The following is a 13,834-nucleotide window of genomic DNA, read 5'->3' as shown; positions in this document are numbered from 1 at the left end:
CAAACGCGGTGGAAAAGATCATTAAATTATAAAAAAACTTTTATATAGTAAAGTCTTAATCAAGCGACTTTTAATAGACAAAAAATGAACCATAATGATGTTTCTCACGTCATTATGGTTCATTTTTTTGATAGCTAAAACACTTCTGTCCAAGCTAATTCAGATAAATTTATATACTTATGCGCGCCTTATTCTTACAAGGTATAACTTTCAAATGTATGCAGACTTAGTTGATATTTTGCTTGTTCGCGATCTTCTTCTGAGCGGAAGCTTAAACGAAGCACACCCATAATGTCCTCACGTGTTTCGAGAATTCTGATGTTTGTTAAGCTAATTTCCGCTTCGGCCAAGATTCCGGTAACATCTGAGATTGCCCCAGGATGGTCAGGAACATCAACAAATAAATCGTAAAAAGCAGGGATTGCACCCTTTTTTCGTTCTGGTAGTTTTTCACGAAAGTCTTTAGCTTGCTTGAAATATTGAAAAATGCCATCACTGTCTTTTGTTTCTAATAACGTTCTAACTTGTTGCATTTCGTTGTCCAGCTATCTAATAATCTAAGCAAACTTGATTGATTAAGTAGCAAGATATCCCGCCACATCTCAGGGCTTGATGAGGCAATCCGTGTGATATCACGGAAACCACCTGCAGCAAGTCTTGTTACATTGGTATCACGATTCTCTTCAGATTCCACATGATGAACAAGACTGGCTGCTATAATGTGAGGAAAATGACTTATCGCTCCTGTAATTTCATCATGTTCCTTTGGGCTCATCTCGATGAAATTTGCTTTTGTACCCTTTAACCAATCTTTTAATGTAGACATCACTGATGACACTGTATCAGCATCGGGGGTAAATACATAAAAAGCATTCTCAAATAAATGAACCTTCGCTGCACTTACTCCACTTTTATGTGAACCTGCCATTGGATGTCCACCGACAAATGCTATTTTATTACTTAATTCCTTAGCTTTATTACAGATTGTTAGCTTTGTACTGCCGACATCAGTCATAATGGCACCAGATTTAAATGAAAAAGTATTCATCTCAGAAATTAGACGCTCAGATGCTGCAACCGGAACGGCTAGCACAATTAAATCAGCAGAGCTAACCGCTTTTTCTAATGACTCCGCCCTCTCGTCTACAATTCCTAATGAAATAGCCATTCTGACCTGTTCTTCATTTATATCAAATCCAACCATTTTTACATCATGTTCTTTTCGAATGCCTAATGCAATTGAGCCGCCAATTAATCCTAGCCCAATCATTAATACTTCTCGTTTCATCCTGTTCACTCCAACACTCTTTGTTCCTATGATTTAGTACCCGGGGTACGCTCATCTAGCAGGTTTTGCATTGCTTGAATGACCCCTTTGTTCTCCTCCTCTGAGCCTATTGAAATTCGAATACACGTTGGGAACCCAAGTGCTTGCCCAGATCGAGTAATATAGCCCTTTGATAGCAGGTAAGTAAAGATCTCATCTCCAGGTATACCAAAATCAATTAAAATAAAGTTTGTTTGAGATGGATAATAGAAAAGATCATGTTCTTTACAAAACGCTTCAAATTTCTCTAATTCCTCACGATTTTTTCTTGATGATTTTTGGACAAATTCCTGATCATCAATTGCTGCAACCGCAGCAGCGTGTGCATAGGCCGTTGTATTAAAGGCTGGACGAAGAGGCTCCATGACTTGAATAAGCTCACTTCCCGCCACTCCATATCCAATTCGAAGAGACGCAAGTCCATACGCCTTAGAAAAAGTACGAAGAATCACTAGGTTTTTATATTGATTTAATAACGAAATGGTATCAGGATAGTCCTCTGCAATTGTGTACTCAATATACGCTTCATCACTTGCAACAATGACATGTTCTGGTACCTGACTTAAAAAGCGCATAAATGCTTCTTTTCCAATGTAGTTTCCAGATGGATTATTCGGGTTACATACCCAAACAATTTTTGTGTGCTCATCAATTTGATTAAGCATTTCATCTAAATTATGGTCTCCTGCTTCTGTTAAAGGTACTTCACGAATTTCAGCACCTTCAATGGCAGCATTTAGCTTATATTGTGAAAACGTTGGGTCTGCCATAACCGTATTATCCGTTGGGGATAAAAAAGCACGACAAAGAAATTGAATCACTTCATCCGTTCCATTTCCAAAAATAAGTTGCTCTTCTTTCACACCTAAATGGTCAGCAACTTTATGTCTGAGTACGCTAGAATAACCATCTGGATAAATAGCTGAATCCATCACGGCATCAATGACAGCCTGTTTCGCCTTTTCAGATGATCCGTATGGATTTTCATTTGATGCAAGTTTGATCACTTTGTCTAATCCTAATTCCTTTTTGACTTCGCTAATTGGCTTACCCGGTTTGTAAGCGGGAAGTCCATAAAGTTGCGGTTTCGCCTGCATAATTGCACCTCTTTATAGTCTAAGTTACTTCCTAGACTATGTTACTCTGAAATCAATGCTTTGACAAATGATTTAATGCGTTGAAGCGCTAACTCTTTTTCATCGGCGTTTTTTAAACTTTGCTCTAGCTCACCTATTTGCTTGGACAAGGGCACTCCCAACAACAACTCCATCAGCTAATCCTTGGATCGTTTGCACTTGAGCTGAGGTTGAGATGCCAAAGCCAACAGCAATAGGCACGTGGCTAGACCCTCTTACCGTTTTTAAAAACTCTTCAATTCTTGGATCAAGATCTTTCCTTGCCCCAGTTACTCCAAGTGAGGAGACACAATATAAAAAGCCTTGGGCACGGCTAGCAATTTTTTTGATTCTTTCGTTTGAAGTTGGTGCAACAAGCGATATTAGAGCTAGATTCTCCTTTTCACAGTAGTTACTGAGTTCATCACTCTCTTCAAAAGGAAGGTCAGGCACTAATATTCCGTCTATACCAAGAGCAGCAGCTTCTTCAGTAAATCGCTTTACACCGTATTGCAGCAGTGGATTGACATATGTAAATATGATAACCGGGATCGTTAACCCACGCTCTCGCATCACCGGTACCAATTGAAGAGCAGCAGAAAGAGACATGCCGTTTTTTAATGCGCGTTTTGAAGCCGCTTGAATCGTTGGTCCATCTGCTAGAGGGTCTGAGTATGGGATACCTAACTCTAGAATAGAAGCACCTGCCTCCTGCAATGTCAGTGCGATATCAACGGTCGCTTCAGCAGTTGGGTCACCTGCCGTTATAAATGGTATAAATAAGTTTGACTCTTGTTTTAATGTAGCCTCTAGTCGTTTACTACTCATGTTGTCTGCCTCCCTTCCACATGCTTACGAATTGTATGCACATCTTTATCCCCTCGACCAGATAAGCAGACTAGAATGATGTCATCTTTTGATCGCTCTGCAGCGTGCTCAAATGCAATGGCTAACGCATGCGCCGATTCAATGGCTGGAATGATTCCCTCTTCTTTTGACAAGCGTATTAGTGCATCTAACGCTTGTTCATCCGTTACTGCTTTGTATTGAACTCTGCCACTTTTGGCGAGGTGAGCGTGCTCTGGTCCTACTCCAGGATAATCTAAGCCAGCTGAAATCGAATAAGGCTCAATAATCTGTCCGGCCTCGTCTTGGATTAGATAGGTTAAGGACCCGTGAATCACACCTGGTGTACCTTTTGTAATCGTTGCAGCATGTTGATCTGTATCAACTCCCAATCCAGCTGCCTCTACACCTGTCAGCTTCACATCATCATTCAAATACGGATAAAAGGTACCAATCGCATTACTGCCTCCGCCTACGCAAGCAATAATTTCACTAGGTAAACGGTCCTCCGCAGCAAGCATTTGGACTTTTGCTTCGTCACCAATTATTCGTTGGAAATCACGGACCATCTTCGGATAAGGATGTGGACCAACAACGGAACCAATTAAATAGAAGGTGTCCTCAGCATTTGCTACCCAATAACGAATCGCTTCATTTGTGGCATCTTTTAACGTTTTGCTTCCAGATTCAGCTGGAATAACCTCTGCTCCAAGCAGTTCCATTCTGAACACATTTAAAGACTGGCGCTCAATGTCCTCTGTTCCCATAAATACCTTACATTCTAATCCAAAACGAGCAGCGATTGTCGCTGTGGCCACACCGTGTTGTCCAGCACCTGTCTCAGCGACAATTTTTGTTTTACCCATTCTTTTTGCAAGCAGGGCTTGACCCATCGCATTGTTTAATTTGTGCGCACCCGTATGAAGTAGATCTTCTCGCTTCAAATAAATCTTAGCCCCGCCTATTTGTTCACTTATATTTTTGGCATAGGAAAGAGCAGTAGGACGACCTGCGTATTCACGTAGATGCTCATGATATTCATCAATAAATGATTGATCCTTCATGGCCTCGTCTAGTGCCTCTTCTAATTCTTCAATGACACTCATTAATGTTTCCGGCACATATTTGCCGCCAAACTCTGCGAACCGTCCTTTTGCATCAGGATAGTGTATGGTCATGCCTTAACAACTCCTTCTCTAATTCTCTAATGGATTCTGGGGACTTGTGACCATTTACCTCAATTCCACTTGATAGGTCGATCCCATCTGGTGAATAAGAAGCTAGTCTAGCAATATTAGTAGCATCCACGCCGCCTGCAATAAAAACAGGTACGGACTGTCTTTTTCCTTCTTTAATATAACCAGGAATCTGCTCCCAATCAAACGTTTGACCCGTTCCACCCAAGCTACCTGCTACCTTTGTATCAACAATATACCCATCAGCAATACCATTAAATGTTTGCATTTGACTGATAGCCTCCGGATGATGATGAATCACCTTCCAGACTTCTTTTCCTGTTTTTTGTTTAATATTAGTAACAAATGTAGGAGATTCAGTGCCGTGGCATTGAATGACATCAATAGGTAATAGTGTACATATTTCCTCTATCATATGGGGAGATTCATTAACAAACAATGCAACCAGTTTTTTGGGATTGATACGGTTTTTTTCAAGCCATGTGTTCACCTTTTTTGGCTCTACATACCGTTTTGTTCCAGGTACAAAAACAAATCCAAGATAATCAGCCTTACTTGATGTAGTTACAGCTAGATCCTCACTGCTTTTATTCCCACAATATTTAAGAAGTGGAGTCATGAGTGAGCTCCCCAAATAAATGTTTGATGCCAAGATTCGGAGATTCAGCACGCATCAATGATTCTCCAACTAAAATTGCACCTGCACCGGCTTTTTGTACTCGTTTCACATCCTCATAACCATGTATACCACTTTCACTGACAAATAAGCTGCCCTCTGGAACCAGTTTTGCAATGTCCTCTGTTTGCGCGAGGGATGTTGAAAAGGTTTTAAGATTACGATTGTTAATTCCAATTAATTCAGGGGTAAAAACCGTTAGTAGGCTTGAGAGTTCACTTGCAGCGTGAACTTCTACTAAACATTCCATCCCTTTTTGATGAGACGATTGATACAATTGAAAAAGCTCTTCGTCCGAAACAGTGCCTGCTATTAACAGGATTGCGTCAGCCCCAATACGAAAACTTTCCTCTACTTGTTGTTCATCAATGATAAAATCTTTTCTCATGATCGGTATATTTGTTTCTTTTTTAATCGCCGTTAAGAAATCTCGATGACCTTGAAAATATTGTTGATCTGTTAAGACAGAGATTGCATCCGCATTGGCGGCCTCATAAGCTTTAGCGATCTCAACAGGCTGAAAATCCTCTCTAATCAGTCCTTTTGAGGGAGACGCCTTCTTTACCTCAGCAATCAAACCAAGCTCTCGATTTGGCTGTTTAATTGCTTGATAGAGTGAACGTCTTTCTACCTTCGTTGACTCGGGCATAACAAGGGTAGCGATTTCTTGTTTTTTTGTATTTAATATCGTTTCAAGCATGTTTGTAGCCCTCCTGGTGTGGTTGTCGTTCACTTGTATAGTTTAGGACTTTGTTACTCTGTAATAGATCTTTGGCTAGGGCAACACCTTCTTGAATCGACTGGACGTGATTAGCGGCATATAAGGCCACACCAGCATTAAAGATGACTATAGAAATAGCAGATTGATTGGCCGTACCATCAAATACACGTCTGATCAGATTTGCGCTTTCTTGCACACTATTCACTTGAATCTCTGCTAGTAAACCTGGTTTTATTCCTACCTCTTCAGGTGTTATTTCGTAGACATGGATCTCATCATTTTGCACATCAACAATTTGTGTTGATCCATGCACTGAACATTCATCAAGATTATCTGCTCCGGTAACAAGCACCGTGTGTGTTGTACCAAGTCTTCGAATGGCTTCTCCCATTTTTAAAGCATGCTCGCGACCAGACACTCCAATTAATTGATGATCGGCACCTGCAGGGTTTGTCATTGGTCCAAGTAGATTAAAAATGGTTCGAAAACCAATTTGTTTTCTTGCGGGTGCAGCAAATTTCATTGATGAATGATAAAGTGGCGCAAATAAGAAGCTTAAACCAGTCTGCTCAAGTGCCTGGGCTGCGGCTTCAGGACTTTTCTGAATATCAATTCCTAGGTATTCTAAAACATCGGCACTACCACTTTTGGAGGTAACAGCTCGGTTTCCATGTTTTGCAACCGGAACGCCTGCGGTTGCTGCGACAAACGAAACGGCTGTTGAAATATTAAATGTGCCAAGATTGTCCCCGCCCGTTCCGCATGTATCCAATACTACATCTAAGGTGTGAGGGATAGAGACTGCATGTGCTCTCATTGCTTTGGTGAATCCAATCAACTCCTCAACTGTCTCACCACGAAGCCTCATCATGCTAATTAGACTAGCAATTTGACTAACCTCAACCTTATCTTTCATAATCAAATCCATTGCTACATACGCTTCATCTTCAAGTAAGTGCTGTCCCTCAGCACATTTAGCTAGCAATTGTTTAAACATTTAATGGCGCCCCCTCTGCTTGAAACATACCCTCTGCTACCTGCACCGCTCGAATTAACGCTTTTGCTTTGTTTTGTGTTTCTTCATACTCTGATTCCGGATTTGAGTCTGCCACAACACCTGCACCTGCTTGAATCGTTGCTATTCCATCTTGTATGGTCATCGTTCGAATGGCGATACAGGAATCAATGTTGCCATCATATCCTAAGTAGCCAATAGCTCCTGCATAAATGCCTCTTCTTGTAGGCTCAAGTTCTTGCAATATTTCCATCGCACGAATTTTAGGAGCACCAGAAACAGTACCAGCAGGGAAGGATGCCATTAATGCTTCCAAAGGTTTTGTTTTTGGATGTAGTTCTCCTGTCACTTTAGACACGATATGCATCACATGTGAAAACAAACCAATTTCTAAAAGCTGCGGTGTTTTGACGGATCCGTATTTAGCAATTCGTCCAACATCATTACGTGCTAAGTCAACAAGCATATAGTGCTCTGCACGTTCTTTTTCATCGGCTAATAACTCTGAGCTTAATGCGAGATCTTCCTCTGGCGTTTTGCCTCGTCGTCTAGTCCCGGCAATCGGATGAATCTCTACATGGTCATCTTGAACCTGGACTAACCGTTCCGGAGAACTGCCGACAATTTCAAGCCCATCATAACGCAGATAAAATAAATAAGGAGACGGATTAATTAAACGAAGTACTCGGTAAATGTCCAACGCTCCAACCGTTACAGGCATTGTAAACTGCTGTGAGAGTACAGTTTGAAACACATCTCCTGCTTTGATGTATTCTTGGATCGTTTCCACATCTTTAATAAATGCTTGTTTTGTGTAATTTGAGCTTACATCCTCAAATGATACTTCTTCATGACTCGCTGGAACCCCCGCTGATAAAAACGACGACGATGACTGCTCTAATTCAGTAAGAATCTTGCTCACTTTGTCTTTACCTTGTTGATAAAGCTGGTTTGCATCTAATCGATCCACAACTGGTAGATGAACAATAATGATTAGTTCTTTTTGTAAATGATCATAGGCAATTAACGTCTCACAAAAAATAAAATGGTAATGAGGCACTTGATTCTCAAGCTCTCTTTTTAATTTTGGCTCAATCGTTTCAATTGCGTCATAGCTCATATAACCTACTGCCCCTCCACGAAATGGAATAGGTAGGTCAACGGGTTCAACATGAAGAATATTCATCGTCTCTTCTAACGCTTGGTTAAAACTTGCTTCGTCTACAATTTGTTTGCCTTGGCGATCCGTTGTTAGATAACGACCACCAGTTTCTTTTAAGCTATACAAAGGATCCAATCCAATAAAAGAATACCGCGACCATGTAGACTGCTCATCCTTACTTTCAAGTAAAAAAGCGACTTGATCATGTAATTTTTGAACAATATGGATGGGTGTTAAACCATCTGCAAAATATCTAGCTGTATAAGTAACCGTGTCATACGTTTGAACTGCATTTGAAAACGTTTCAAAGGATTTTTGCTTCATCAGATTATTCGCTCCTCAATTTTGAGGGCTGTAGAGGAAAAGGATGGAGTAATAGAGGCGTTTTATAGACAAAAACGCCCACTGAGACAGACTCAGTGGGCGTGTTAAAGACAAATAGATCTCGTCTCCGCTCAGGCTCTGCTCTTCTCAACTCAGCTCTTCTCATTATTTAAAATAACTCAACTTGTTCACTCAACTGAAGCTACAGACCCTCTGGTCCGTACACTTTTGTAAATTGTACCTAAATCACTTTCGTACGTCAACTATCAACCTTTGACTTTACCAAATCAGGACGAAGTTTAACTGCATCATTTAAATAAATATGATTGATTTCTCTTTGTGACTTCTCTGTATTCACTGTCATTAAAATTCGGATACAGAGTGGCATGCCACCTGGAACATTAATTTCTTGTGCACATGTGACAGGAACAAAATCCCATCCCTCTAATCTTCTCATTGCTTTTGCCGGAAAAGCGGCATCGATGTCACCAGTCACAGTGATTAAAACCTGTGCTACATCTTCCGGATCAATATCATTTTGATCTGCAATGGCCAAAAACAACGATTCCGTTTCATTGAGAATTTGGGATTCATTATTATTTATTACGGTTGTTGCTCCCCGTATGCCTCTAACCATTCTGCCCGCCTCCTTCATTCTCGTTCAGAAGAGAACGAATAACATCAGTCTCTATTTTTTCAACACAGGCTTCTCCAAGTTTCTTCAATAGGACCATCCGAATACTACCGGCCTCTGTTTTTTTATCTTTTTTCATAGCATCTAATAATTTGTTTCGATCTAACTCAGCTTGGAATTACGGTCTCATAACCAAATGTCTCTACCCATGTTATAAGGGAAGGAATGTCAAGGTTTGTATGAAAATGCTTTTCACTCAGTTTCATCGCAAAAACAAAGCCAATCACTACTGCTTCTCCATGTGTAATTTTCCCATAACCTGATACAGCTTCAATAGCATGACCAAGTGTATGACCTAAATTAAGATATGCGCGTATACCTTGTTCTCGTTCGTCTTCTGAAACAACCTTTGCTTTTATCGCAATCGAGCGCGCAAGCACATCCGTTATTAAGTCTTCATTTATTGAAGTAAAGTCGGTGACATTTTCTTTAAGCCATTCAAAAAATGAGTGATCGAGTATCAAACCATGCTTAAATACTTCTGCAAAACCTGCTCTCCACTCTCTTTCTGGAAGTGAAAATAACATCTCAGTATCATAAAACACAGCTTCCGGTTGATGGAAAGCCCCAATCATATTTTTTCCTAACGCATGATTAATTGCGACTTTTCCACCCACGCTGCTATCATGAGCCAGAAGTGTTGTAGGCATCTGAATAAAACGAATACCACGCATATAAGTTGCTGCCACAAATCCAGCAATATCTCCAACCACTCCACCACCTAAAGCAATCAGGACCGATTTTCGATCTAGGCCAGCTTTTAGGGCTTCTGTATGCAAACGTTCATACTCACTAAATGATTTTGATTGCTCACCACTTGGGATAATAACTGAGGAAACACTGAGATCCGTTGGTAGGCTATTCATCACGTCTTTAAGATAAAGCGGAGCGACCGTTGAATCAGAGACAATAAAAACGGAAGAAGGCTTATCTTTTAAGCACTCTGACAATAATTCACCAACACGAAACCTGATCCCTTTATCAAGATAGACATGATACTCGTGATTCTTTGTGTTCACTTGAACTTTTTTCATTTAAAAGCCCTTCGCTTCATCTTGGTGTTTACGGATGTTTTCTGAAATAGCGTCAACCCGGTCCTGACCAAATGTCTCTAATAGAGCATTGGCTACTTCCCATGCAACAACAGCTTCTGCAACAACAGAGGCTGCCGGAACGGCACAGCTGTCAGAACGTTCGATGCTAGCTTGGAATGGCTCCTTTGAATCAATATCAACACTTTGTAGTGGTTTGTATAGAGTTGGAATAGGTTTCATAACACCCTTCACCACAATTGGCATTCCGTTTGTCATGCCACCTTCAAATCCACCAAGATTGTTCGTTTTACGTGTATAACCGCTTTCTTCACTCCAGAGAATCTCATCGTGAACTCGGCTACCTGGCAAACGAGCTGCTTCAAATCCAATCCCGATTTCAACACCTTTAAAGGCATTAATGCTCATAATTGCACCAGCAATCTTAGCATCTAGCTTACGGTCATATTGTACGTGACTACCAAGTCCAATTGGTACACCTTCCACGACTACTTCTACCACGCCACCAATTGAATCCCCATCTTTTTTAGCTTGATCAATGGCTGCAATCATTTGGTCAGAAGCTTGTTCATCTAAGCACCGTACTTGTGATGCCTCAGAACGTTCTTTCAAGTCACGAACAGATTGATACTCGGTTTCAACAGCACGAACACCACCAATTTCAAGCACATGCCCAGCTACTTCAATGCCAAATGTTTTTAGAATTTTTTTAGCCACTGCTCCAGCAGCTACACGCACGGTTGTTTCTCGAGCAGAAGAACGTTCTAACACATTACGCATATCTCGATGCCCATATTTTATGGCTCCATTAAGATCTGCATGCCCTGGTCTAGGTCTAGTGAGTTTACGTTTAACTTCCTTTTCCTCATCTTCTGAGATTGGTTCTGCTCCCATTACTTTTGTCCAGTGAGTCCAATCTTTGTTTTCTACGACTAACGCGACAGGCGCTCCTGTTGTTTTACCATGGCGCACTCCACTTGTAATTTGAACCTGATCTTTCTCAATTTGCATACGTCGTCCTCGACCATATCCACCTTGACGTCTAGCAAGCTCCGTATTAATATCCTCTGCCAATAGCTCAAGCTGAGCTTGGTAAGCCTTCTATAATAGTTGTAAGCTGTGGTCCATGTGATTCACCTGCTGTTAAATACCTCATCTATATGCCCCCCATAAATTATAGCTTTGACGTTTATTCTTTATCGCTTTTATGCGTTAAATTATAACATATTTTTAGAGTACTGTCTTGTCTCGAACTTGAAAACCGACATTTATTACTCTATCTTCTCATAAAAAAAGGTTTCTTTACTTTTGAAGTTATACGTATCTGGATTAAAGATCTGTTCCGTACTACCAACAAATAAGATACCGCCCGGACGTAATGCCTTACTGAACTTCTTATAAAGAATATGTTTCGCTTCTTCCGTAAAATAAATCATCACATTTCTGCAAATAATCAAATCAAACTGCGATTCAAAGGAGTCAGTCAGTAAATTTTGATTTTTAAAGGTAACCTGTTTTTTGAGTGAGGAGTCTACCTCATAGATTGACTCTTTTTTTGTAAAATAAGTATGTAACATTTTTTCTGGTACTTCTTTTATTGACCTCTCCCCATATAAACCAAGCTGAGCTCGCTCTAAAATCACACGATCAAGATCTGTTGCAAGAATAGAAAAATCATTTGGTCTAAGATGGTTTAATAAAAGCATGGCCAATGTATAAGGCTCTTCACCTGATGAGCAAGCTGCACTCCATGTCTTTAAAGAGCGAGATGTCTTTAATAAGGAGGGAATAATTTGCTTATCTAAAACTTCCCACCTTGAGCGGTTGCGATAGAATTCAGACACATTAATTGTCATTCTCTCTAGACATTCTTCAAGTAGCTGCTGATTTTCTTTAAGAGCCCGAATGTAAGAATGAAAGTCTGAATAGCCCTTTTTTTCTCGGAAGGACGTTAACCGTCGTTTCATTTGCGCTTCCTTATATGAAGCTAAATCAATACCTGTCATTTGTTTCATCGCAATAGTAAAAAGTTCATAGTCGTCGCCGTTCATGTGTGCTCCCTTTTCTATATCTTTTGCTCATCATACCTTATTTTATGTATATCTCTCAACCAATCTTTGAAAACAACAAAACCTGCTCCTTAAAAAAAGGAACAGGCAAGATGAATTAAATCCACTGCTTGAGTGTTTTTTCGTATGTAACAAGTTCATTGCTTGTGAAAAAGAGATCAATTTCCCTTTTTGCACTTTCTTCTGAGTCTGAACCATGAATGATATTCATTCCCACATGAACACCGTAATCGCCTCTAATCGTACCTGGAGCTGCTTCGATTGGGTTCGTTACACCAATTAGAGTGCGAGAAGATTTGATGACATTTTCACCTTCCCACACCATTGCGAACACAGGGCCAGAGGTAATAAAATCAACTAGCTCTCCGAAAAAGGGCCGTTCCTTATGCTCGCCATAATGAGTCTCGGCAAGCTCTCTTGTTAACTGAGTGAACTTACCTGCAACAAGTGTAAAGCCTTTTGCTTCAAATCGCGAAATGATTTCTCCAATTAAGCCTCTTTGTACTCCGTCTGGCTTAATCATTAAGTATGTACGCTCCATATGTATAGCCTCGCTTCTCTATGAAAATATAGTTTGCATCCGCTTACATTAATTAGTATAACAAAAGAGCCAGTCATTGACAATAACAACAACGGGCTCTTATCCGTTTTAAAATTTACGTCTACCAATGTAAGAAGTCAGTTGCAAGAAATATGTTTTCGCTTCTACATCCGGAAGTGCATCAAGCTGCTTAAATGCTTTAGCTAAATACTTATCACTAATGGATACGGCATATTCTATCCCACCTGAATCCTTGATATCCTGGATAATCCGTCCCATATCATCATGATGCTGATCCTTAGATAGCTTTTGCATAATCTCTGCTTTTAGCTCAGGTTTTTGATGCATTGCGTATAAGGCCGGAAGAGTAACATTGCCTTGACGTAAGTCTCCACCTGCAGGCTTACCAATCTGTTCCATCGTTCCAACAAAATCCAAGATATCATCCGTTATTTGAAATGACATTCCAACATAATAGCCGAAGAGGTACAAACGGCGTTGAATCTCATCGCTTGTGTCTGCAGCAATGGCTCCAAGTTTGCAGCTAACCGCAATCAGTAGAGCTGTTTTCCTTTTGATTCTGCGGAAATACGTGCGAATGTTTTGATCCCAATTAAATTGGTCTCGAATTTGTTCGACTTCACCAATACACATTTCCATGATCGCATCAGAGATAATTAAATGAATGGAGCGATTATCGAAGTATGTAGCCGTTTGAACGGCTTTTGCAAAAATATAATCCCCTGCATACATTGCCACACGGTTGTCCCATTGTGATTTGATCGTTTTTCGACCACGTCGCAGCTCCGCATCATCAATAACATCATCATGAACTAGTGATGCCATATGAATAAGTTCCAACGAAACGGCAATATGCTTTAACGCATGTATATCGTATGTCCCAAATCTAGCAGCCAACAGAACAAACACCGGTCTAATGCGTTTCCCCCCGCATGGAGTAAATCGGTTGAAGCCTTCCGTAACACTTCATGTCTTGCTTGAATGGTTTCTTCTAATTCTTTTTCAATGACTTTAATATCGGATTGAAAATGCCCATAGATATCTGCTAGTTTCATTCTTCCACCTTATCCTGCCC

General features: G+C 40.4%; 9 protein-coding genes and 5 pseudogenes. All 14 read right to left on the bottom strand.

Going from position 1 to position 13,834, the window contains the following annotated elements; translation table 11 throughout:
- Positions 1-194 precede the first annotated feature (194 nt).
- Positions 195-1,288: pseudogene (locus NDM98_RS01640) on the bottom strand (prephenate dehydrogenase).
- Positions 1,289-1,314: 26 nt separating this feature from the next.
- Positions 1,315-2,424 (bottom strand): histidinol-phosphate transaminase, encoded by a 1,110-nt coding sequence (gene hisC, locus NDM98_RS01635; protein ID WP_251603860.1) that lies wholly within the window; start codon positions 2,422-2,424, stop codon positions 1,315-1,317.
- A 41-nt stretch (positions 2,425-2,465) separates the two neighbouring features.
- Positions 2,466-3,270, bottom strand: a pseudogene (gene trpA, locus NDM98_RS01630) (tryptophan synthase subunit alpha).
- Positions 3,267-4,466 (bottom strand): tryptophan synthase subunit beta, encoded by a 1,200-nt coding sequence (trpB, locus tag NDM98_RS01625; protein WP_251603845.1) that lies wholly within the window; start codon positions 4,464-4,466, stop codon positions 3,267-3,269. The pseudogene trpA and the gene trpB overlap by 4 nt, the downstream one beginning before the upstream one ends.
- Positions 4,447-5,103 (bottom strand): phosphoribosylanthranilate isomerase, encoded by a 657-nt coding sequence (locus NDM98_RS01620; RefSeq protein WP_251603842.1) that lies wholly within the window; start codon positions 5,101-5,103, stop codon positions 4,447-4,449. Before NDM98_RS01620 ends, trpB begins: the two co-directional genes overlap by 20 nt.
- Complete coding sequence (gene trpC / locus NDM98_RS01615) at positions 5,087-5,860, bottom strand: indole-3-glycerol phosphate synthase TrpC (RefSeq protein WP_251603839.1); 774 nt, start codon at positions 5,858-5,860, stop codon at positions 5,087-5,089. Before trpC ends, NDM98_RS01620 begins: the two co-directional genes overlap by 17 nt.
- Positions 5,853-6,878, bottom strand: a complete 1,026-nt coding sequence (gene trpD / locus NDM98_RS01610) for an anthranilate phosphoribosyltransferase (RefSeq protein ID WP_251603836.1) — start codon at positions 6,876-6,878, stop codon at positions 5,853-5,855. The genes trpC and trpD overlap by 8 nt, the downstream gene beginning before the upstream one ends.
- Entirely contained in the window at positions 6,871-8,382 is a 1,512-nt protein-coding gene (gene trpE, locus NDM98_RS01605; protein WP_251603833.1) for an anthranilate synthase component I, read from the bottom strand. Before trpE ends, trpD begins: the two co-directional genes overlap by 8 nt.
- A 259-nt stretch (positions 8,383-8,641) precedes the next feature.
- Complete coding sequence (gene aroH / locus NDM98_RS01600; protein WP_251603829.1) at positions 8,642-9,019, bottom strand: chorismate mutase; 378 nt, start codon at positions 9,017-9,019, stop codon at positions 8,642-8,644.
- Positions 9,012-10,110: pseudogene (gene aroB, locus NDM98_RS01595) on the bottom strand (3-dehydroquinate synthase). The gene aroH and the pseudogene aroB overlap by 8 nt, the downstream one beginning before the upstream one ends.
- A pseudogene (gene aroC, locus NDM98_RS01590) lies at positions 10,111-11,284 on the bottom strand (chorismate synthase).
- 115 nt (positions 11,285-11,399) lie between these two features.
- Positions 11,400-12,179, bottom strand: coding sequence for a CheR family methyltransferase (locus NDM98_RS01585; protein ID WP_251603823.1), 780 nt, complete (start codon positions 12,177-12,179; stop codon positions 11,400-11,402).
- Between the two features lie 115 nt (positions 12,180-12,294).
- Entirely contained in the window at positions 12,295-12,738 is a 444-nt protein-coding gene (gene ndk / locus NDM98_RS01580) for a nucleoside-diphosphate kinase (RefSeq protein ID WP_251603819.1), read from the bottom strand.
- Between the two features lie 108 nt (positions 12,739-12,846).
- Positions 12,847-13,814, bottom strand: a pseudogene (gene hepT / locus NDM98_RS01575) (heptaprenyl diphosphate synthase component II).
- Positions 13,815-13,834 lie beyond the last annotated feature (20 nt).

This window comes from Alkalicoccobacillus plakortidis, assembly GCF_023703085.1.
Classification (GTDB): Bacteria; Bacillota; Bacilli; order Bacillales; family Bacillaceae_D; genus Alkalicoccobacillus; species Alkalicoccobacillus plakortidis.
Note: the sequence above shows the minus strand (reverse complement) of the source record. Positions and strands in the feature narration are given on the sequence as shown.